This window comes from Rathayibacter sp. AY1A3, assembly GCF_002930975.1.
Classification (GTDB): Bacteria; Actinomycetota; Actinomycetes; order Actinomycetales; family Microbacteriaceae; genus Rathayibacter.
Window position 1 is genome coordinate 1 of record NZ_PSTO01000028.1, and the last position, 20,302, is coordinate 20,302.

The following is a 20,302-nucleotide window of genomic DNA, read 5'->3' on the forward strand; positions in this document are numbered from 1 at the left end:
GCCCCCGCGGGCGCCCGCGAGCCCCGCGCAGCCGCCCGCCTCCGACGCGCCGCGTCAGCCGTCCCAGCCGCCGGGGAGGTCGCGGACCACCCGCCAGCGCGGGTCGAGCTGCGTCGCCGCCCCTCCGTTCCACGCACGGCTGTGGAACCACGGCGCGATCACGTCGGCTCCGCCGTGCACGTGGTCGCCGAGATGCGCGCCCCAGTACGAGAAGGTCGAGTTCGTCAGCACGAGGCGGCGGGACGCGGCCAGCAGGGCGAGCTGCTGCGGCACCGGCGTCCCCGCCCCCGGGAAGCGCACCTCGAGGCCCTCGAGGACGCGGGCCAGCTTCACCCGGCACCAGTCGAGGTCGTCCGACACGATCAGGACGCTGCGCACGGGCTCCCGCTCGCGGGCCAGGGCGAGCGCCGCGTCGACGTACTCGACCACGTCGAAGGAGTAGCGGCCGCGGAACGCCGGGACGCTGTAGTAGTCGCCGCGCCGGATGTTCACGGTGAGGTCCGCCTCCGGTCGCGCCGCCGCCACCAGAGCACTGAAGGGGCCGCCGGGCGGGAGCAGCATCGTCGCGACGAAGTCCGCCAGCTCGTCCGTCGTGAACTCCACGCCGAGCTCCTGGTGGACGCTCCCGAGCTCGCGGGGGCTGAAGAACGACATCTCCGCCGGGGGCACCACGAGCTCCTCGACGACCCGCGGGAAGACCTCCGCCCACTCCGTGGTCCTCCGCGTCGCGCGCACCGCGGTCGGCACCCCGCGGCTCCGACGGGCGTGGGCCTGCAGCCAGAAGTAGGCGAGGTTCCCGACCCCGAACGACTCGCCGGGCAGCAGCACCGTCGTGCCCCGTCGGCGGAGGGGCGCCAGCAGCGTCGAGCGGACGTCGCCGAGCGTCACCACCGCGGGCCTCCCCTGCTCACGAGAGCTCTCCGAGCGCCACGAGCTGGGCGAAGCCGGGGTGCGCGGCCCGCACCTCCTCGAAGGTGCCGGCCCCCTCGATCCGGCCGCCGTCGAGGAAGAGCAGCCGGTCGGCGCCGCGCACGGTCGAGAGCCGGTGGGCGACCACGAGGACGGTCATGCTGCCGTGCAGCTCGGCGACGGCCCGCGAGATCTCGTGCTCCGTGCGGTTGTCGAGCGCCGAGGTCGCCTCGTCGAGGACGAGGACGGAGGGGCGCCGGTACAGCGCCCGGGCGAGGCCGAGCCGCTGGCGCTGGCCGCCGGAGAGGCGGACGCCGCGCTCGCCCACGCGGGTGTCCAGACCCTGCGGCAGCCCGCCGACGAACTCCTCGAGCTGCGCCGTCCGCAGCACCTCGCGCACGCGCCCGTGGTCGACCTCGGCCGCCGGCACCCCGAAGGCGACGTTCGCGGCGACGGTCGCGTCCAGGAGGAACACGTCCTGCGGCACCACGCCGAGCCCCGCGTACCAGGCCGCCGGATCCTCGTCGATCGGCCGCCCGCCGCAGAGGATCCGGCCGCTCGTGGGCGGGAGCAGGCCGAGGACCAGGTCGAGGAGGGTGCTCTTGCCGGCGCCGCTGGATCCGACGAAGGCGGTCGTGGCGTTCCGCTGGATCACCAGCGAGACGTCCCGCACCACGTCCACGTCGGAGTCGGCGTAGCGGTACGTGACGTGCTCGAGCGCGATGTCGCCGGAGTAGCGGCCGCCCGGCCCGGGCGTCTCGTCGTGCGCCCCCTCGGAGGCGAGCTCCTCGGCCGCCTCGGAGACGATCCGCAGCCCCGCCTGCCCGCTGCGCACGATCGCGAACGTGGCCGAGACGCGGTTGAGCGTCGGCAGGGCGCGGAGGGAGGCGGCCGCGAAGACGCCCAGGACGGAGAGCGCCTCGGCGCCGGAGCCGGTGGCGACCAGGATCCCCGAGACGCCCACGACGGCGACGACGAAGCCGATCTCGAGCAGGTACTTCGGCAGCTCCGAGACGAGCGAGAGGGAGCGCAGAGCCTGGGCGCTGCGGCGCTTGGCCCCGCTGAAGCCGGCGACCAGGCTCGCCGCGCTCGAGGTCAGGCGCGCCTCGCGGAACCCGTCGAGCGAGGGGAGCAGGAACTGCCACGACTCCAGCGCGGCCTCCGCCATCTCCTCGCCGATCCGGCCCTGCCGCCGCCGCAGGAGGGCCTGGACGCCGCCGAGCAGCACCGCGAAGAAGGCGGCCGCGAACAGGGTCGCGACCGGCGAGGCGACCAGCAGGATCGCCACGATCGCGACGAGCACCAGCAGGTCGGAGGCGATGCCGATCACGCCGAGGAGCACGCCGGCCGCCTGCGCGCTGGCGTCGTTGATGGTCCGGTACACCTCGGCGAGGCGCCGGGAGCGGTGGACGGCGTAGGGCGCGAGGACGTACCGCCGGAGCAGCTCCGTCGCAGCGTCGGCCGATATCCGCGTGGTGCGGCCGAGCAGCCACCACCGGAAGACGATCGTCCCGGCGCTCTTGAGCACGAAGACGACCGCGACGAAGCCGGCGATGATCGGGAGGAGGGTCTGGACGTCGGTCGAGCCGAGGACGCCGGAGAGGACGCCGAGCGCGCCCGTGGTGGTGTCGGTCCCGGTGAGCAGCGCCATGAGCGGCACCATCGCGGCGACGCCCAGGGTGTCGAGGACCGCGAGCGCGAGGGAGCCCGCGACGGCGGCGGTGATCCAGCCCGGAGAGGCGGCGCCGGCCAGCGAGAGGAGGGTGCGCAGTCCCGGTCGCAGGGACCCGCCGCTCACGCCGCCACCCCCTCGTACACGGCGGCGATCCCGCCGCACATGGCGGCGACGTCCCGCACGGCGCGAGGAGCCGCGGCCCTCGACGCCTGCCGCTCCAGCGCCGCGGCCACCGCCTCCGGGTCGTCGGCGTCGACCAGCGAGTCCCGCTCGACGATCTCGGGGTTCCCGCCCACCGCGGAGGCGACCACGCCGATCCCGCGGGCTGCCGCGTCGAGCAGCGTGTAGGAGCAGTTCTCCCAGACCGAGAGCTGGGCGACGACGTCCGCCGCGGCGAGCGCCGCCTCCGGATCGGCGAAGCCGGGGAACGACACGGCGTCGCCGAGGCCGAGCCGCTCGGCCCGGGCGCGCAGGGCGCCGTCGAGCGGTCCCTCGCCCGCGACGGTCAGCGTGGCGCCGGGGACGCGCCGGTGCAGCACCGCGAAGGCCTCGAGCAGCGCGTCCAGGCGCTTCTCCGGCGCCAGGCGCGCGAGCGAGAGGACCCGGAGGGAGCCCGGCTCCCCCGGCTCGCGGTCGCGGGGCGCGGCGTCGACTCCGTTGAGCACGACCTGCACCGGCAGGCTCGGACGCCACTTCTCGATCATGGTGCGGCGGGTGGCCTCCGAGACGGCGATCGCGCCGTCGAACGACCGCAGCCGCGCGTGGTGCGCCGCCGCGGTCGTCCGCGCCCGCAGTGCGGTGCGGTGGTAGACGTCGGGCCCGGCGATGCCGTGCTCCGTCGTGACGCGGCGGACCCCGCGGGGCAGCGGGGTCGCCGCGGTCACGAGGTCGGCGTGGGCGAGGTGGGAGTGGACGACCGCCGGGCGGAGAGCCGCCGCGGTCGCGCGCAGGGTCGCCACGGAGGCGGCGGCACCGGCGGACACTCCGAAGCGCCCGGTCGTCACGGCCGAGCCCTGCTCCCGCAGCCGCTCGGCGAGCGCTCCCTCCGGGCAGAGCACGACGAGCCGGTGGCCGGGGATCCCGTGCCGGGCGGTGTCGAGGACGTGGCGGGCCACCCCGCCGAACTCGCCGACCGGCACCGTCCAGAGCGCGAGCGGGGTCACAGCCACTCCTCCAGCCGCTCGAGCGCGGTCCAGAAGCCCTCGCCGCTGTTGACGTGCCCCTGCCAGATCTCGGGGATGAACGGCACCCCGGGCGCCAGCTCGTCGAGCGACGCCGCGAAGTCCGGCCAGTCGATCTCGCCCTCGCCGATCTGCACCCCCTCGCCGTCGACACCCGTCGCGTCGACGAGGTGCAGGTGCGCGCTGAGCGGAGCGAGCAGCGCCACCGCCTCCGAGAAGGCGAGCCCGAGGTGGTTCGCCGCGAGCTTGGTGTGCGAGGCGTCGAGGCAGAGCGGCGTGCCGGTCGCGGCCGCGAACTCGGCGGTGTCGCGCGGGTCCACGAAGAGGTTGTGGAACTGCTGCCCGCCCATGAGCCACGGGTAGGGCGGGAGGGTCTGCGCCAGCACGCGGACGCCGCTCGCGTCGACCCGCTCGAGGGCGTCGGCGACGCGCTCGTAGAGGGGAGCGCGCTGATCCGGAGCCACGTGCGCGTGCCGGGTGAAGCCGCCCATCGTGACGACCATCATCGGGTCCTCCTCCTGGCGGAACCAGCGCGCGAGGCTCCGGGTGGTCTCGACGGTGCGCTGCACCTCCGCGATCGAGCGCTCCCACACGTCGTCGTCGAAGGAGGCGAGGTCGACGAGGAAGTCGCCCGCGAACAGGTCCGGCAGGTGGGTGGTGAAGCCGGAGTCGAGGCGGCGGGTGAACACGTCGTCCGGCTCGATCTCCAGGTCGCGGTACGAGAAGTGGAACTCGAGGAAGTCGGCGTTCGACTCCGCGGCGAGCGCCGCATGGTCGTGGTACCGCACCGGCAGGCCCCAGGGGCGGCGGAACCGGAACGGCCGGCCGGACGGCGTGCTCTCGCGCAGGTCGCCGGCGAAGAAGAACCCGCCCTCCTCGACGTCGCGGTGGAGCGCGCGGCCGAGCAGCTGCGGCAGCTCGTTGGGCTGGAGGCCCCGGCCGGGGCTGCGGACGACGACGTCGGCGGCGCGCACCACGTCCCCGATCGAGAGGTCGCGGGAGGCGACCAGCGACTTCGCGAGCGAGACGCGGTTCATCGACTCCCCCGTCGAGACCGATCGGGCGTCGCGCGTGCCGAGCGAGTCCTCGATGTCGCGGATCTCCCCGACCATGCGGCGGAACTCGTCCGGGAGCAGGGACACCGTGTGGTCGTTGCCCTCCATCCCCCGGTCGACCGTGAAGTGCTTCTCGACGATGCGGGCCCCGCGGGCGACGGCGGCGACGGGGACGTGCCAGCCCCGCTCGTGGCCGGAGTAGCCGACGACGCCGCCGCCGATCTCGGCGAGCCGGTCGAGGTAGGCGAGGTTGAGGTCGCGGTAGGGCGCCGGGTACGTCGACTGGGTGTGCAGCAGGGCGAAGGAGGTGCCGAGCGAGCGCAGCAGCGCGACCGACTCGAGGATCTCGGACTCGCGGGACATCCCGGTGCTGAGCAGCAGGGGCAGCCCCCGGGTGCCGGCGTCCTCGATCAGGCCGTGGTTGGTGAGGTCCGCCGAGGCGATCTTGAGACCCGGGATCCCGTAGTCGACGAGCGCCTGCACGCTCGGGGCGTCCCACGGGGTGCAGAGGACGTCGATCCCGGCCTCGGCCGCGTGGTCGAAGACCCGGAGGAGCGGCTCGGCGGGCAGCGAGAAGCGGCGCAGGAGGTCGATCGTGTACTGGGCGCCGAGGTCCTCCCCCGCGGTGGCCCCGCCGGCGCGCCGGTAGAGGGAGTCGAGGTCGCGCAGCTGGAACTTCACCGCGTCGGCGCCCGCCTCGACCGCGAGGTCGACCAGCCGCCGCGCCAGATCGACCGATCCGTTGTGGTTGTTGCCGATCTCCGCGATCAGGAAGGCCGCGTGGCCGTCGCCCACCTCGTGGCGGCCGATCCGCAGCGCCCGATCGCCCTCGACCGCGATCGCGACGAGGTGCCCGCGGTCGTCGACGAGCGGGAGGTGGCTGATCCCGTCGCGGCCGAGCCGGGCGGCGATCGCGGTGGCCGGCTCGTCCGCTCCCGCCGTGCGGACGGCGGTGTTCGCGACGGCGAGGGCCGGGACGTCGAGGGAGGCCGTCGGGTTCGCGATGATCCAGCGGCGGAAGTCGCCGTCGGACACCGACCCGCGGAGGATCCCGTGCCCGTCGACGCAGAAGACGATCCGCTGCTTGTTCGCGTTGATCTTGGCCAGCGCGGTGAGCACCGGATCCTCGGCGAAGACGATGAACGGGGCGAGGTGCCGGTCGATGATCATGCGCCGCCTCCCGCCGACAGGCTGAGGAGGGTCTGCTCGACCACCGCGAGATCCGCCTCGGTGTCGATGTCCCCGCCCTCCGCCTCGTCCATGACGAACAGGCCGACCCGGCCGCCGATCCGGTTGCGCTCGCGCTCGTAGACCTCGGTCCGGGTGAGGTAGAGGGACCCGGTCTCGCGGTAGAAGAAGTCGGCCTCGGCGAGGTCCTGGCGCCGCGGCCGGGCCGTGACGTCGTACTGCGGCACGGCGGCCCCCTCCTGCAGCCGCCAGAGGAACGGCGTCTGCGGGACGACGCCCACCAGCGAGTCGACCCCCGTCGAGGCGAACTGCTCGAGCGCGCGAGCGAGGGTGCCCGGGAGCCGGATCGGCGAGGTCGCCTGGAGCAGCATCACCGCGTCCGGGCGGCGGCCCAGCGCGGCCCGGTGCTCGATCGCGTGGAGCACGACGGGCTCGGTCGCCGTCTCGTCGCGCGCCAGCTCGGCGGGCCGGAGGAACGGCACGTCCGCTCCCGCCCCCTCCGCGATCGCGGCCAGCTCGGGGTCGTCGGTCGACACGAGCACGTCGAGACCGGCGGCGAGCGCCTGCTCGATGCTCCAGACCACCAGCGGGCGGCCCGCGACGGGGCGGGCGTTCTTGCGCGGGACGCCCTTCGAGCCCCCGCGCACGGGGATGACGCAGAGAACGGTCACGGGGTGCCTCCTTCGGCGATGGCGAGTGCCCGGCGGGCGACGGCGACGGCCGGCTCGACGGACGGGACGGGCGGAGCCGCGGTCGGCGTCTCCCCGCCCCAGCGCGCGAGCCGGTACCGGCTCCAGAACTCGAGCACCCAGGCGGGCGGGTCCTCGCAGACGACCCACGCGGGGATCCCGGCGGCCGCGGCCTCCAGGACCCCGGTCGAGAAGATCGAGGCGACCGGCCGGGCCTGCGCGGCGAGGTCGCCGCCGCGGAGCACCCGGATGCCGCGGCGCTCCCACCGCGCGTGCTGCCAGCGCGAGCGGCGGTCGACCTCGGCGGGGTGGGGGCGGTAGTCGGCGCCCGCCTCGCGGCAGAAGCGGGAGGCGGTGGCCGCGGCCGTCCGCCGGGGCAGCTCCGCGCCGTGCAGCTGGCCGAGGAACAGGGGCCGCTCCTCGAGCCGCTCGGGGCGCGGGCGGCGCGACGCGGTCCAGAGCAGCTGACTGCCGACGACCTCGGTCTCCACGTCGCTGCGACCGGAGGTCCAGAAGGCCGCGTCCTCCTCCGAGAACGCCAGCAGCGTCGCTCCGGGCGGGAGCGGCGGGGCGGAGGGGGTGAGCAGGCCGTGCTGCACGACCAGGAAGCGGGCGCCGAGGATTCCGGACCAGCGGTGGGCGGCCGCTCCCGCCGCGAGGAAGTGTCCGGTGGCGATCACGGCGCGGAGACCCCGCAGCTCGGCGGGCGGGTCCGCCTCCGGGTCGACCGGGTGCGCCCTCCAGCGGCCCGGCAGCAGCCCGGACAGCGCGTCGCCGGCTCCGGAGGGAGCGAGGACCGCCGCGGGAGCCCCGCCGAGAGGAGCGAGCGAGGCCGCGGTCGAAGCGAGGGCGCTCGCCGTCGACGCCTCCACCGCGAGCAGGACCGCAGGCCGGTCGCCGCGCACGTGCAGCACCAGGCGGGTCGGCTCGGAGCGCCGGAGCGCCGCCCGGGCGGTGCGCAGCGGGTCGCGGCCGCGCTGCCAGCGGCGCCAGGCCTTCAGATCGGTCGGGTGCGTCAGCGCCACAGGGCCCTCACCTCCCGCATCCGGTGCACGAAGGTGTGCTCGGCGCCGGTGCGGCGCGCGCCCGCCTCGCGGATGCGCCGCGCCCACGAGGGGTCCGCGCCCGCCCGCCGCACGTGCTCGACGAGCTGGTCCCGCTCCTCGAAGACGAGCACCTCGCTGCCCACCTCGTAGAACTCCGCCACCTCGGGGCGGTCGATCAGGGTCAGCGCCCCGACGCCCGGCGCCTCGAAGGCGCGCATCGAGAGCCCGCCGTGGCCCGCGCCGTGCAGAGCCAGGGTCGCGGTCGAGCCGGCCATCACTCCGTAGTAGCCCGCCCGCGGGACGTCGCGGCGGGCGGGGACGCCGGCCGAGCGCCAGCGGCCGGTGCGCGCCACGTCCCAGGGGTGCCGCGACCACTGCCGCCCGTACGCCTCGACCGCGACCCCGCCGGCCGCGAGCTCCCGCAGCACGCGCTCGCGCTCGGGGTAGCGGGCGCCGACGAAGGTCACCGCGGAGGAGGGGCGGGGGCGGAAGGAGAGGAGGGAGTCGAAGGCGTCGGGCAGGTGCCCGGCCGGAACCCCCGCGCGGGCGAGCTCGGCGACGTCGGCGGCGGAGTAGCTGACGATCGACACCGCCTCCCCGGCGAGGGAGCGCAGGCGGTCCACGGGGTGCCCCATGTTGCGGAGCTCGTCGTAGAGCCAGAGCACCACGGGGACGCCGGCGCGGCCGATCTCCTCCCACCAGGCGTCGCCGAGGGAGTCGCCCTTCACCACGAGGACGGCCCGGGGCCGGACGGCCCGCAGCGCCGCGATCGCGCGGTCGGTCTCGGCGCGCATGGACGAGCGCCGGAGCCGGCCCCCGGGGAGCCGGTGGCCGAGGGCGTCGCGCACGTGGCCCAGCCCGGTCGCGGCGTCGTAGCGGTGGACGACCACCTCGTCGCCCAGGTGGGCCAGCGCCGACCCGAGCGCTTCCCAGTAGCCGTGGAAGACCGGGCTCACCACGAGCACGGGCCCGCTCACCGGGACGCCGCCTCGGCCGCGGCGACGAGCCGGAGCTCGCGCCGGAGGACAGCCAGCGGGCGCACGTCGCTGCCGGCGGCGGCGCGCACCGCGTTGGCGGCGAGGTTCACGGCGGAGGCGGCGCGCAGGGCCGCGGCGAGGGCGGCGGGGCGCCCGCCCCACTTGCGGGCGTAGCGCAGGCGCGAGGCGACCAGCCAGACCAGTCGGCGCGCGGGGTCGGAGGAGCCGCCTCCCGTGTGCTCGGCGACGACGGAGCCGGCGAAGACCGAGGGCACGCCGCGCTCGCGCAGCCGGCGCTGGAGGTCGACCTCCTCGCAGTTCATGTGGAAGGACTCGTCGAACCCGCCGACCGCGCGGAACTCGGCCACCGGCAGCAGCATCACGGCGCCCACCACCCAGTCCACCGGCACCGTCGCGCCCGGGGCGCACCGGGTGTCGTGGCCGACGGCCGCGTGCAGCCGCGGGCGCCAGCGCGCGAGCGGAGTGAGCCACTCCACGACGTAGTGGCGCAGCCGTGGGAAGCGCCGGCCGACCCACTGCCGCTCCCCGCCCGCGTCGACGAGGTCCGGAGCGACGACCGCGGGCAGCCACGGCCGTCCCGCCTCGAGCAGGTCGCGGAGGAAGGAGGGCCCGACGACGAGGTCGCTGTTGAGCACCAGGAGCAGCGGGTGGCGCGCCCGGGCGGCGCCCGTGTTCACCGCGGCGCCGAAGCCGCCGTTCCGCTCGCGCCGCACGACCTCCACTCCGTCGGTCCCGGCCGGGAACGGGATAGGGGAGGCGTCGTCGACGACGACGATCTCGAGGGCGGAGGGCGACTCCTGGCTGCGGAGCCGCTCGACGAGGGCGAGCGCGGGCGCGGGGTCGCCGTAGTGCGGGATCACGACGCTCACCCCCTCGGCGGTCACCTCGCGACCGTCTCGGCGGCGCGGTCCCGGCGGAGCGAGCGGCGGGTGCTCCGGACGGTGGCGGCAGGGGGCTCCGCGCCGACGGGCAGAGCGCCGAGAGCGGGGAGGATCACCCGGAGCAGGGCGTCGATGTCCTCGACGGCCGCCGCGGCGACGTCCGGTCCGCGCCCGAACGGGTCGGCGAAGTCGTCCTCGGCTCCGTAGGGGGCGGTGTCGTCGGCGAGCAGCCGCAGGAGCGGGACGCCGGGGGCGGCTCCCGCCAGCCGCGCCGCCCGGCGGACCGTGGTGGTGCGGCGCGCGGCGGCCGGGAAGTGGCGGGTGACCCACTCCCGCTGGCCCGCCTCGAACACCAGCACGGGATCGGTGCCGGCGAGCATCCGGCCGTCGGCCTGGCGCGCGCGGTGCCCGGCCGTGGAGAGTCCGCGGGCCCGCAGCGCATCGCTGAGCTCGGGGTCGAGCCCGCGGCCGGCCTCCGCGTGCGTTCCCGCGCTCTCGACCCGCCAGTCGGAGCCGGCGCCGAGCAGGCGCGCCGCGATCAGCTCGGCCGAGGGCGACCGTGCCACGTTCGCATGGCAGAGCAGGAGCAGGCGCCCGCTCATCGAGCCGCCCGGCGGGACGTCTGCGGAGGCAGGGCCCGCGACTCCACCGGGGCGAGCTCGGACCGGCGCGGTGCCGCCGCCGCGCGCTTGCGCCCCGTCGCCGGCTGCGGCTCGGCGTAGTACGCGTTCTTGCGGTCGTAGTAGTAGTACCCGGTGTCGCCGTCGCGGGCGGTGACCATGTTGAGCACGGTGCCGAGCACGCGGGCGCGGACCTGCTGGACGATCCGCCGGGCGGCGACGACCTCGGGCCGGCGCGTCTGGTTCGAGGCGACGACGAAGACGACGCCGTCGACGACGGTCGCGACGATGGAGGCGTCGGTGACGGGCAGCACGGGCGGCGCGTCGATGATGACGAAGTAGTCCTTCGAGAGGCGCGCGACCAGGGCGCGCATCGCCTCGGAGCCGAGCATCTCGGACGGGTTGGGCGGGATGTGGCCGGCCGGGAGGGCGTAGAGGCCCGCGGTGCCGGTGGGGCGGATCGCGTCGTCCACGGGGATCTGGTGGCTGAGGACCTCGCTGAGGCCGATGGCGCCGTCGATGTCCAGCATCCGCGCCACGGAGGGCCGGCGGAGGTCCGCGTCGACCAGGAGGGTGCGCTGCCCGGACTCCGCGGTGACGCGGGCCAGTCCGGCGGCGATCGTGGACTTGCCCTCGGCCTGGTTGGCGCTGGTGATCACGACGCTGCGCGTCTCCTCGTCGACGCTGGAGAAGCGCAGGCCCGTCCGGAGCGAGCGGAACGCCTCGGCGGTGAGCGCGTCGGTGCCGCGGCGGCCGCCGGTCCGGCCCCGGCGTCCGGCCTTGGGGATGCGCCCGAGGACGCCGACGCCGAAGAGCTCGGTGAGGTCGTCGACGGTCCGCACGCGGATGTCGAGGGCCCGCCGGAGGAAGGCGAGACCGAAGCCGAGAACGAGCCCGCCCAGGGCGCCGAGCAGGATGTTCCGCACCCAGTCGGGGCTCGTCGGAGCGGCGGGCGGCTCCGCGTTCTCGAGCGGGACGACGGTGATCTGCGGTGTGCGGTCCGCGGTGGACTGCGTCTCGATGTCGGTGATGACGGCCGCCAGCGCCGCGAGCGCCCCGTTGGCCAGTGCTGCGGCGTTCTGCGCGGTCCCGGCCTCGGCGGTGACCTCGATCAGGGTGCTGCCCGGAGCGACCCTCGCGGTGAGGCGGCCGCTCAGGGCCTCTCCGCCGGGGTTCGCCTCCGGGTCGGCCTCGATCCGCTCGGAGACGGCGCTGCTCGAGATCAGCGGCAGGTAGGCGTTGGCCCGGGTCACCGCGGTCTGCGACCCGCTGATCGCATCGGCCGAGCTGCCGTCGCTCGCGGCGATCACGAATCCGGCCGAGCTCGACTCGTAGACCTTCGGAGTGAGGAACGAGAAGGCGGCCATCGCCAGGGCTCCGACGAGCACGGCGACCACGAGGATCCGCCAGTTCCGCCGGATGAATGCGATGAGATCGACGACAGTCACTGCGCACCTTTCTGCGTGCCGCGCATGCGCCGCACGACGATGCTGAGGTGTCGGTCACGCTAGCAATGCGGAGCGCCTTTCCCTAGGCGGCCCCCGACCCCTCGGGAGGCCCTTTCTGCGAGGATGACGACATGTCCGCGCCAGGGGGAGAGATCGTCGTCGAGAGGCGTTCCCCGCTCGTTCACGAGGCCTTTCCGATAGCACATTCCGCTCGGATACTCGATGCCGTCCTGATGGGCCTCCTGGTCTACCGGCTCCCCACTCCCTTCCTCCCGGGCAACGTCCCGCTGGCCCAGACGGCGCTGGCCGCCCTGGTCCTCGTCAGCCTCTTCCGGCGGCCCACCCGCCGTCTCGGACGGGCCGCCTGGTACCCGTGGCTGTGCCTCGCCCTGCTCGCCTTCGTCCTCGCCGGCTCGTCCTTCGACGGCCTCGACGCCCTGCGCCGGGCGGCGAACATCGCGCTCGTCATGCTCGCCGCGGGCTTCCTCGCGAGCGGGCGGATCGACGTGGTCTCGGGGCTCAAAGGACTCGCCGCGGCCCTGTCGCTGAACGCTGTGCTGTTCGTCGCGGGACTCGCCCCGGACAGCTACCAGGGCGCACTGACCGGCTTCCTCCAGGACAAGAACGTGGCCGGTCTCGTCTACGGAGCGGCGGCGCTGCTGGTCTCGGCGCTCAGCTCGCGGCTGTGGCTGCGGGTCGGCGTGCTCGCGCTCGGAGCCGCTGCGGTCGTCGCCACCGACTCCCGCACGTCGATGGCGGCCTACGCCTGCGCGCTGGTGTGGCTCGTCGCGGCGCCGTACCTGCGCCTGCTCTTCCGCGCGCTCCTCGGCGGCGGCCTCGTCCTGCTGTTCCTCTGGGCCGAGCGGAACCTGGCGACGGCGGGCGACTACGGGGTGGAGCGGGCCGGCTCCGACGCCCTGCGCGCCCGCATCCTCGACGCCTCGGTCGACAAGGTGGCGCTCTCGCCGTGGACCGGCTCCGGGCTCGGCGAGGCGACCGCGCGGGTCGACGGGATCGACTGGTTCTTCCACAACTCCTACCTGGCGCTGATGGCCGAGGGCGGCGTCGTGCTGCTCGTCGGCGTCATCGGCACCGTGCTCGTGGCCGGCTTCGCGACCACGGCCGCCGGGGCCGGGAGCCGCCCGGGGCACGCGGTCGGCGCGGCGAGCATCCTGGTGCTGCTGTGCGCGACGCAGCTGGGCGAGGTGTTCTTCGCCCCGATCTCGTTCGTCGTGATCGGCGCGGGTCTCGCTCTGCTCGCGGAGCAGTCCGCCCGCGTCCGCGCTCTGCCGCCGGAGTAGCGCCTCCCGCGTCCGCCCGATCCGGCGCGGATCCGCGGGTCCGGGGCGCGGAGGTCCCGGTCGGCGGGCCCTTCCCGGTGGGGCGGAGGTCGCCCGGTGCGGCCCCGGCCGACCGCCGCTCAGGCGCGGCCGCGCTCGCGGACCGCGTCGCGGAGTACCGCGCGGACGCCCGCCCACATGTGCCGCGCGTTCAGCTCGGCCAGCACCCGCTCCCGGCCCGCGCGGGCGACCTCGGCCCGCTTCCCGTCGTCGCTCAGCACCGCCTCCAGCACCGCCGCGATCCCCGCCGGATCGTGCAGGGGCAGCGAGAAGGACGTCTCGCCGTCGCGGAGGTAGCCGGTCATCGCGGCGCTCGCGGTGACCGCCGTGCAGGTCCCGCAGCCGGAGGCCTCCAGCAGGACGCTCTGGCCCGTCGGGTAGGCGAGGTCGTGGCTGGTGACGACGACGAGCTCGGCGTCGCGCAGGTTGTCGCGGTGCCGACCGACCGGGACGGGATCGTGCAGGACGACGTTGGCCGGCAGCGCCCGGGACGGCCGCCGCGCAGGAGTGGTCACGATGTCGAACCGCCGGTGCGGCAGGCGCTCGGCGGCGGCGACCAGCGAGTCGAAGTCGCGCCCGCGGTCGACCCCGACGGCGAGCACCTCGAACCGCTTCGGACGCGGCGGAACGGGCCGGTAGTAGTCGGAGTCGACCCCGAAGAGGACCGGAGCGATCCGCCGCTCGTCGACGCCGTGGCGGGCGAAGACCTCGCGCTGGTTCTCGCTGAGCACGACGAGCCGGTCCACGCCCTGGAGCAGCCGGACCACCTGTCGGCGCCGCTCCGGCGAGCCGGTGAGCAGCTCCTCCGCCCACCAGCAGGAGAGGACCACGAGCGGCGTGCTGCCGTACGGCCCGAGCCGCGCGCGCCGGAGCAGCGCGGGGAGGCCCGCCTCCGGCTCGAGCACGCAGAGCACCGCGTCGGCCGAGCGGACCGCCCGGAGCGCGCGCAGCTGCGTGTCCACGTTCAGCCCCGTGCGGTGCTCCACGACGTCGCGCAGCTTCACGTGCGCGGGCCGAGACGCGTGACCGGGGACGAGGAGCCGCGTCGAGTCGTCCCGGAGGAGGTCGGCCCGGTACGGCAGCCTCCCGCGGGCGAAGGGCTCGCCCGGAGCCAGGCGCAGTGTCGGGTGCTTGAGGAACAGTCCGAGCACTCTGAGGACTTCCGGTTCGCGGGTCATCGTCGTCCTTTCCCGAGGGAGGAGGAGAGGCTCCCCGCGGCATTCCCCGGAAAGCGGATCGGTCTCCTGGCGGGAGGATCAGGAATCATCGGAGAGGGCCATCCGCGCCAGAAGTCCGTCGATAGCCGACTTCCCGGAGGACGGGGAGTAGGAATCGTTCCAGCGGGCACGATCCCTCTCCCGCGACTCCGATAGTCCTCTCTTCTTCCGGGCTCTGATCAGCTCGGCCAGAGCCCGCGGATCCCCGGCTCGGAACGTGGCGTCGATCGACGGGCCGACGACCTCGGGGAGCGCACCGGCGTCGCTCACGACCACGGGGACGCCGGCCGACATCGCCTCCGTCACGACCAGGCCGAACGACTCCGGCTGCACCGACGGCACCACCAGGAGGTCGATCCGCGCGAAGAGGTCGCCGGGCTCGATCCACCCCGGCCGGTCCACCAGAGCGGCGACCGGAGCGAGGGCCGCCTCCACCTCGCGACGCTCCCGCTGCGCCACGAACCGGGGCTCGCCCGCCAGCACCAGGCGATACGCGCCCGGTTCCCCGGCGTCCAGCAGCGCCAGCGCCTCGGTGAGGACCCGCACCCCCTTCGCGAGCGAGGGACGCCCGAGGAAGCCGAGGACGGTCGTCCCGTCCTCCCGCGGCCGCGCCTCCGGCAGGTCGACGCGGCGGCTCCAGTTCGGCAGCACGGTCGACCCGGGGACGACCCCCGCGAGGTAGCGAGAGGGGACGAGGGTCGCCAGCGCGCCGCGGCGGGCCACGGGCGCGAGCAGCCGCTGCAGGCCGGACGGGCGCTGGTGCAGATGCACGATCCGCCGCGGACGCCCTGCGGTCGCGACGGCCGGCACCAGCCCGTTGCACCACAGCACGCCCTCGCGGGAGGAGGCGTCCCAGCGCCGCAGCGCGCGCATCCAGGCGGGTCTGCCCACGGCCTCGAGCTCGACGACCCGGTGGCCGGCGGCGAGGGCGGCGACGACGAGCGCACGCGGCTCCGAGGGGCCGACGACCACGACCGGGACCTCGAGCGCCTCGAGCGCCTCCGCGATGCTCAGCAGCATCACCTCGCCGCCGCCGATGTCGCCGTTGTTGGTCGCGAGCGCCACCGGAGGCCGCCCGGCGCCGCACGGAGGCGGGCGGGGCGGCGGATGATCCACGGGGGAGCGGGCGGCGCCCCCGCGGCCCGCGGGCCCATCCTCACCGAGACGAGCGCCCGGCTCCACCGCCCCGGACGGGCTCCGCGGGCCGCAGGAGCGCTGGAATACTGACCGGATGGAGCTCGTGGGCGTTCTCTGGGCCGACGAGGCCGTGCCGCTCGTGTCGGCGTTCGTCCACCGGCGGGCCGACGCGGCGGGCCTGCGCGCACTCGTGCTCAAGGGACCGACCGCCGCCGCCGACCGGCTCCGGCCGCCCCGCACCTCCGGCGACGTCGACCTGCTGGTCGCCCCCGACGACCTGCCCCGGATCCTGGCCCTCCTGGCCGCCGACGGCTGGACCGAGCGGCCCTGGCCGGACGGACCGACGCTCGCGGCCAAGCACTCGCGCTCCTACCGGCACGCCGCGTGGCCGGTCGACATCGACGTGCACTGGCGGTGGCCGGGATTCCTCGTGCCGCCGCGCGACGCCTTCGAGGCGCTGTGGAGCCGGCACCGGATCGTGGAGCTGGCCGGCCGTCCGGTCGCGACCGCCAGCGTCGCCGACTCGGCGCTCGTGCTGGCGCTGCACGCGCTCCGCGACGCCTGGCAGATCACCGACCCGCGCCTCACGCGGCCCTCCGACTACGACCTGCTCGTCGAGGCGGTGGCCGCCCGCGCGGAGCTGCACGCTCCGCTCCGGGCGGCGGCGGAGGAGCTCGGCGCCGTCCAGACCGCGCAGCCCTTCCTCGACGCGCTCGGCATCCGCGCGCGCGCCGGGGAGGTGCCCGCGGCCGAGCTGCGGGCGTGGCGGATCAACGCGAGCTCGCCCCACGCCTCCGCGGGGTGGGTGCAGGCCGTGCGCGCGGCCGGCTGGCGGCAGCGGCCGCTGCTCCTCGCCCGCGCCGTCTTCCCCGCTCCCCACGCACTGCGTGCCGCCGACCCCGCCATCGGCCCGCGCCGGATCGACGTGGCGGCCGGCTGGTGGCGGCGGCTGCGCCGCGGCGCCCGCACGGCTCCGCTCGCGTGGGACCACCTCCGACGAACGGACAGGACCTGACATGACCCGCCGGCTGATCCGCGCCCCCTTCGGTCTCGGCGTGCGCTTCACCTTCGACGACTCCGTCCCCGACCGCTTCGTGGCGGAGGTGGAGGAGTCGTGGAACGACGTGGACGACGACGCCGATCGCCCGGGCTCCGAGTACCGGGTGTCGCTGACCGAGCCGGTCGGGGAGCCCGGAGTGATCGCGCAGCCGACCGAGGACGCCCTCGCCGAGCACATCGGCGCCGCGCTCACCCTCGCGGCGGCCGACGCCTGCGAGGGCCGGCTGCTCAGCGTGCACGCCGCCGCGGTCGCCCTGCCCGACGGCCGCGTCGTCGCGTTCGCCGGCCGGCCCGGTGCCGGGAAGTCGACCCTCGTGAGCCTCGCCGCTCGGCGGTACGGGTACGTGACCGACGAGACGCTCGCCGTCCGCCGCGACGGGCGGGTGCTGCCGTTCCGGAAGCCCGTCGCCCTCCTCGACGGCGGCGACTGGAAGCGGCACCGCTCCCCCGCCGCGATGGGCCTGCAGCCGCTGCCGGACGCTCCGCTGCGCCTGGCCGCCCTGCTCCTGATCGCCCGCGACCCGTCCGGCCCGGCGGAGCCCCGGCTCGAGCCGATCTCCTTCGACGAGGCGCTCTCGGTGCTGCTGCCGGAGCTGAGCCACTTCGCACGGCTGCCCGCGGCGCTGCACCACCTCGCGGGGCTGCTCGACTCCGTCGGCGGGGCGCGGGTGCTCCGCTACCGCGAGGCGGAGACGGTGCTGCCGCTCCTGGAGCGCCTCGGGGAGCCGTCGCCGGTCGTCGCCGATGCACCAGAGGCCGATCCGGCGGCGCCCGGCCCGGGCCTGCTCGCGCGCGCCGCCGGCGTCGAGTGGGTCGAGCGCGACGGAGTGGTCAGCTGCCTCCTCGACGAGCGGGTCGAGACGCTGACCGGGATCGGCCCGGGGCTGTGGCGCGCTCTCGGGACGCCCGCGACGGTCGACGCGCTGACCGGGGTCGTCGTCGCCGAGCACGGCGCCCCGCCCGCGGGCGACCCCCGGGCGCACGTCGAGGCCGTGCTCGACGCGATGGTCGAGCACGGCCTCGTGGTCCGCGGCGCCTGACGGCGCCGAGCGGCTAGCCCGTGCGGACGTTCGGCCCGACGGAGCCGCGGGCGATGAACAGGTCGAGCAGGTTCACGAGCCCCACCGCGCGGATGTAGAGCGCCGCGACGTCGTAGCGGCCGACGGGGAGCGCCTCGAGGGCGGCCGGCCCGGTCGGGTTGGTGGAGCGGTTCTGCGCGTTGACGTCGATCTGGATGACGTCCCGCAGCGCGGTGAAGACCGGGGTGAGGACCGCGTTCTGCAGCGTCGTGAGCAGCGGCGTCAGGGCCGTGAGAGCGAGGTTCACCACGGTTTGAACAGCCCCCCCGAGAGCACTCGAGACCAGCGGCGTACCGTTGATGAGGATGAGATTCCCGAGACGCGTCCTCAGCGAAGCGAGAAGAGCACTCGTGAAGGACGACGCCGCCGTCCCTGGAACCCGGAGGCTGTTGTCGACGAAGAGGGTCGAGTTCGGCGGAAGGCCGTTGACGTAGGGCGAGGTCGTCCCCTGACCCGGTGCTCCACCGAGCAGAGAGAAGAGGTCGATCGTGATCGTCGCCGGGCTCGCCGACAGCTGAGCCTGGATCGGCTGCGTTCCACCCGGCAGGCTTCCCGCTAGGACCGCGGCTCCGTCAACCGTCACTGTGAGCCCGAAGACGGAGAGATCGAGCACGTCGCTCAGCAAGGTGTTGATCGCGCTCGTGATCGCGGTCAGCGTCGGCGAGGTCAGCACCAGGTCCAGGCGGCCGACCTGGTAGTCGCGCTGCAGATTGTCCGACCCTGGCACGCAGGCCGACTGGAGGGACGCGCGACCGGTCAGGGCACCGATCCGCAGGGTCAGGTCCGTCACGTTGGTGAGCAGAGCGGCCACTCCGGCGCCGCCGGACGCCGCGAGGATCGCCCGGAGGTTCACCGTCCCGAAGTCGGGGAAGCTCCCCGCCGTCGAGTCGAACGCCAGCTGGCCCGCGTCCGTGATCGCGCCGGAGGCGCCGCGGACGGTGCCGTTCGTGTTCGCCGACGCGTACTGGTTGAGGGTGCCGACGCCGGCGGGAGCCGCCAGCGTGAGGAGGGAGGAGAGCGTGCCGGTCAGCCCGGTCGCGTTCACGGCGATCGTGTTCAGCACCGTGGCGTTGACGCCGCCGGTCACGACGGCCGGGTTGCCCTGGTCGGGAGCGATCGCCGTCACGCCCGAGACGCCGGCGACGGTGTCGAGGTTCACTCCGCCGAGGAAGCCGCTGAGGAGGCGTCCGCGGGCGACCGCCTGGAAGACCGTGCCCACCGGGAAGCAGCTGATCGAGACGGCGGAGGCGGACTGCGCCAGCATCACCGCGGGCACCGACCAGACCGCTCCGGCCACGACCGTCCGCCGTGCGAAGACGCCCGCGGAATTCGCGCTCTTCTTCTCGCTCTTATCGCTGATATCGCTGGATGCGAGCGGATTAGACTCCGACATTGGCGGCCCTCCGGTGCTGTCGCTCGACGTACACCCCTTGGCGCGTCGGCGGCAAACATAGCGAGAGAGGCGTCGCGATAAGAGGCGCTGGCGGATTTCTACTCGCAGTGGCGGCGATCAGCGGAGAGGACTCGGAGAAGATGGCAGAGGACCCCCGGCTCCTTCTCTGGCGGCGCCGCCCGGACACGGCCTCCGTCGATCTGAACGGGCGCGTCCTGGTGCTCCCGCTGGACGTCTCCCCGATGGGCAGCCCCTACGCGCTGCGCGAGAGCGTGGCCGCGACCTGGCGGGCGCTCGACGACGAGCCGCAGGACTTCTCCGGCCTGGCCGACCGGCTCGCCCGCCTCCACTCCACCGATCCCGGCGCCATCGCCGACGACCTGGCGCGCGTGCTGAGCGGGCTGGAGGAGCTGCTCCTGGTCGAGAGCAGCCCGCGCGGCGAGGAGCCACGATGAGCGTCGCGAGCGTCGTCGTCCCCAGCTACGCGGGGGCGGCCCGCCTGCCCCGCCTCCTCGCCGCCCTCGCGGCTCAGACCCACCGCGACCTCGACGTGGTCGTGGTCCTCGACGGCGTCGTCGATGCCAGCGAGCGCGCCCTCGACGCCTCCCCCGTGCCCGTGCGCCGCGTCGTGCTCCCCGAGAACCGGGGGCGCTCCGCCGCGCTCACCGCCGGCTTCGACGCCGCGCGGGGCGACGTGCTGATCCGCTGCGACGACGACCTCGAGCCCGGCCCGGGCTGGGCCGCCGCGCACGTCGGGGCCCACCGGGACGCGGTCGTCGGCGTCGTCGGCCTCTGCCCCGACGTCGATCCGGGCACCGCCTACTCCCGCGCCTACGGCCGGCCCGCCGGCGAGCGCTTCCGCCGCGGCGCCTACGCGGCGGGCCCCGACGCCTCCTGGCGCTACTGGGGCGGCAACGTCTCGGTGACGCGGGCGACCTACGACCGGGTCGGCGGCTACAGCACCGACTACCGCGAGTACGGCTGGGAGGACGTCGACTGGGGCTATCGGCTGCACCGCCTGGGAGTGCCGGTGCGGATCGAGCCCGGCGCCGAGGCCCTGCACCACGGCGCCTCCGTCTCGGCGGCGGTCCGCAGCCGGCGCGCGTTCCTCTCGGGAGCGGCCCGCCGCACCTTCGAACGGCTGCACCCCGAGCAGGTTCGGGAGGCGGTGCCCGCGGCCGGCGCGTGGGACGCGGCCGTGCGCCTCCTGGCCCGCGGCGGGAGCGAGCGGCGGACGGCACTGGTCGCGGGAGTCGCGGACGCCGCGCTCGGAGTGGTGCCCCGCCCGGTCGGCGAGAAGCTGGTCGCGCTCGCCGTCGAGTCCGCGGCGATCGCGGGCTACGACCGCGGCAGAGGGCGTCCCGCGCACGGGTGACGGCGGCGCGGA

The 20,302-nt window shown here is 75.4% G+C and carries 18 protein-coding genes; 5 read left to right on the top strand and 13 right to left on the bottom strand.

Translation table 11 applies throughout. The features are described from left to right. Positions 1 to 54: 54 nt before the first annotated feature. The 10 genes from C5C10_RS12695 to C5C10_RS12740 are packed head-to-tail and all read right to left on the bottom strand — an operon-like array spanning position 55 to position 11,690. Complete coding sequence (locus tag C5C10_RS12695; protein WP_104329395.1) at positions 55 to 891, bottom strand: alpha-1,2-fucosyltransferase; 837 nt, start codon at positions 889 to 891, stop codon at positions 55 to 57. Between the two features lie 16 nt (positions 892 to 907). Further along, positions 908 to 2,707, bottom strand: coding sequence for an ABC transporter ATP-binding protein (locus tag C5C10_RS12700; protein ID WP_104329396.1), 1,800 nt, complete (start codon positions 2,705 to 2,707; stop codon positions 908 to 910). Further along, positions 2,704 to 3,747 (bottom strand): glycosyltransferase family 4 protein, encoded by a 1,044-nt coding sequence (locus C5C10_RS12705; RefSeq protein ID WP_104329397.1) that lies wholly within the window; start codon positions 3,745 to 3,747, stop codon positions 2,704 to 2,706. Before C5C10_RS12705 ends, C5C10_RS12700 begins: the two co-directional genes overlap by 4 nt. After that, a complete protein-coding gene (locus C5C10_RS12710) occupies positions 3,744 to 5,990 on the bottom strand; it encodes an N-acetylneuraminate synthase family protein (RefSeq protein ID WP_104329398.1) in 2,247 nt (748 codons plus the stop codon). Before C5C10_RS12710 ends, C5C10_RS12705 begins: the two co-directional genes overlap by 4 nt. After that, positions 5,987 to 6,679, bottom strand: a complete 693-nt coding sequence (locus C5C10_RS12715; protein ID WP_104329399.1) for a cytidylyltransferase domain-containing protein — start codon at positions 6,677 to 6,679, stop codon at positions 5,987 to 5,989. Before C5C10_RS12715 ends, C5C10_RS12710 begins: the two co-directional genes overlap by 4 nt. Continuing rightward, positions 6,676 to 7,722 carry a hypothetical protein gene (locus C5C10_RS12720; protein WP_104329400.1) on the bottom strand — a complete coding sequence of 349 codons (1,047 nt, stop codon included), beginning with the start codon at positions 7,720 to 7,722 and terminating at the stop codon, positions 6,676 to 6,678. Before C5C10_RS12720 ends, C5C10_RS12715 begins: the two co-directional genes overlap by 4 nt. Beyond that, the gene (locus C5C10_RS12725) at positions 7,713 to 8,720 is read right to left on the bottom strand and encodes a glycosyltransferase (RefSeq protein ID WP_104329401.1); all 1,008 of its coding nucleotides are present in this window, start codon (positions 8,718 to 8,720) and stop codon (positions 7,713 to 7,715) included. The genes C5C10_RS12720 and C5C10_RS12725 overlap by 10 nt, the downstream gene beginning before the upstream one ends. Next, a complete protein-coding gene (locus C5C10_RS12730; protein WP_104329402.1) occupies positions 8,717 to 9,625 on the bottom strand; it encodes a glycosyltransferase family 2 protein in 909 nt (302 codons plus the stop codon). Before C5C10_RS12730 ends, C5C10_RS12725 begins: the two co-directional genes overlap by 4 nt. Continuing rightward, the gene (locus tag C5C10_RS12735; RefSeq protein ID WP_104227202.1) at positions 9,622 to 10,224 is read right to left on the bottom strand and encodes a hypothetical protein; all 603 of its coding nucleotides are present in this window, start codon (positions 10,222 to 10,224) and stop codon (positions 9,622 to 9,624) included. The genes C5C10_RS12730 and C5C10_RS12735 overlap by 4 nt, the downstream gene beginning before the upstream one ends. Then, positions 10,221 to 11,690: a polysaccharide biosynthesis tyrosine autokinase gene (locus C5C10_RS12740; RefSeq protein ID WP_104329403.1), complete on the bottom strand. Its 1,470-nt coding sequence runs from the start codon at positions 11,688 to 11,690 to the stop codon at positions 10,221 to 10,223. Before C5C10_RS12740 ends, C5C10_RS12735 begins: the two co-directional genes overlap by 4 nt. A gap of 233 nt (positions 11,691 to 11,923) precedes the next feature. Here C5C10_RS12740 and C5C10_RS12745 point away from each other — a divergent pair, with 233 nt between their 5' ends. Beyond that, on the top strand, positions 11,924 to 12,991 hold the full coding sequence (locus tag C5C10_RS12745) for an O-antigen ligase family protein (protein ID WP_104329404.1): 1,068 nt from the start codon (positions 11,924 to 11,926) through the stop codon (positions 12,989 to 12,991). A 119-nt stretch (positions 12,992 to 13,110) separates the two neighbouring features. On the opposite strand, the gene C5C10_RS12750 is transcribed toward C5C10_RS12745, so the two are convergent. Both C5C10_RS12750 and C5C10_RS12755 read right to left on the bottom strand, forming a co-directional pair. Continuing rightward, a complete protein-coding gene (locus C5C10_RS12750) occupies positions 13,111 to 14,208 on the bottom strand; it encodes a glycosyltransferase family 4 protein (protein WP_104329405.1) in 1,098 nt (365 codons plus the stop codon). Positions 14,209 to 14,286: 78 nt separating this feature from the next. Then, positions 14,287 to 15,312 carry a glycosyltransferase family 4 protein gene (locus C5C10_RS12755; RefSeq protein WP_104329406.1) on the bottom strand — a complete coding sequence of 342 codons (1,026 nt, stop codon included), beginning with the start codon at positions 15,310 to 15,312 and terminating at the stop codon, positions 14,287 to 14,289. Between the two features lie 166 nt (positions 15,313 to 15,478). Between C5C10_RS12755 and C5C10_RS12760 the strand changes: the two genes are divergently transcribed. Together C5C10_RS12760 and C5C10_RS12765 are read left to right on the top strand one after the other, a co-directional pair. Continuing rightward, complete coding sequence (locus tag C5C10_RS12760) at positions 15,479 to 16,399, top strand: nucleotidyltransferase family protein (protein WP_104283082.1); 921 nt, start codon at positions 15,479 to 15,481, stop codon at positions 16,397 to 16,399. 1 nt (position 16,400) lies between these two features. After that, positions 16,401 to 17,483 (top strand): hypothetical protein, encoded by a 1,083-nt coding sequence (locus C5C10_RS12765; protein ID WP_104329407.1) that lies wholly within the window; start codon positions 16,401 to 16,403, stop codon positions 17,481 to 17,483. A 13-nt stretch (positions 17,484 to 17,496) separates the two neighbouring features. On the opposite strand, the gene C5C10_RS12770 is transcribed toward C5C10_RS12765, so the two are convergent. Then, the gene (locus C5C10_RS12770) at positions 17,497 to 18,915 is read right to left on the bottom strand and encodes a choice-of-anchor G family protein (protein WP_146082163.1); all 1,419 of its coding nucleotides are present in this window, start codon (positions 18,913 to 18,915) and stop codon (positions 17,497 to 17,499) included. A 140-nt stretch (positions 18,916 to 19,055) separates the two neighbouring features. Between C5C10_RS12770 and C5C10_RS12775 the strand changes: the two genes are divergently transcribed. Beyond that, positions 19,056 to 19,370, top strand: a complete 315-nt coding sequence (locus C5C10_RS12775; protein WP_146076975.1) for a hypothetical protein — start codon at positions 19,056 to 19,058, stop codon at positions 19,368 to 19,370. Continuing rightward, complete coding sequence (locus C5C10_RS12780; protein ID WP_104329410.1) at positions 19,367 to 20,290, top strand: glycosyltransferase family 2 protein; 924 nt, start codon at positions 19,367 to 19,369, stop codon at positions 20,288 to 20,290. Before C5C10_RS12775 ends, C5C10_RS12780 begins: the two co-directional genes overlap by 4 nt. The last annotated feature ends 12 nt before the right edge of the window (positions 20,291 to 20,302 follow it).

What these genes read in the sequence shown, in the direction of transcription:
- C5C10_RS12760 (WP_104283082.1), top strand. Translation starts at nt 15,479, where the DNA reads ATGGAGCTCGTGGGCGTTCTCTGGGCCGACGAGGCCGTGCCGCTCGTG.
- C5C10_RS12745 (WP_104329404.1), top strand. Translation starts at nt 11,924, where the DNA reads ATGGGCCTCCTGGTCTACCGGCTCCCCACTCCCTTCCTCCCGGGCAAC.
- C5C10_RS12710 (WP_104329398.1), bottom strand. Translation starts at nt 5,990, where the DNA reads ATGATCATCGACCGGCACCTCGCCCCGTTCATCGTCTTCGCCGAGGAT.
- C5C10_RS12775 (WP_146076975.1), top strand. Translation starts at nt 19,056, where the DNA reads ATGGCAGAGGACCCCCGGCTCCTTCTCTGGCGGCGCCGCCCGGACACG.
- C5C10_RS12770 (WP_146082163.1), bottom strand. Translation starts at nt 18,915, where the DNA reads ATGTCGGAGTCTAATCCGCTCGCATCCAGCGATATCAGCGATAAGAGC.
- C5C10_RS12735 (WP_104227202.1), bottom strand. Translation starts at nt 10,224, where the DNA reads ATGAGCGGGCGCCTGCTCCTGCTCTGCCATGCGAACGTGGCACGGTCG.
- C5C10_RS12750 (WP_104329405.1), bottom strand. Translation starts at nt 14,208, where the DNA reads ATGACCCGCGAACCGGAAGTCCTCAGAGTGCTCGGACTGTTCCTCAAG.
- C5C10_RS12765 (WP_104329407.1), top strand. Translation starts at nt 16,401, where the DNA reads ATGACCCGCCGGCTGATCCGCGCCCCCTTCGGTCTCGGCGTGCGCTTC.
- C5C10_RS12780 (WP_104329410.1), top strand. Translation starts at nt 19,367, where the DNA reads ATGAGCGTCGCGAGCGTCGTCGTCCCCAGCTACGCGGGGGCGGCCCGC.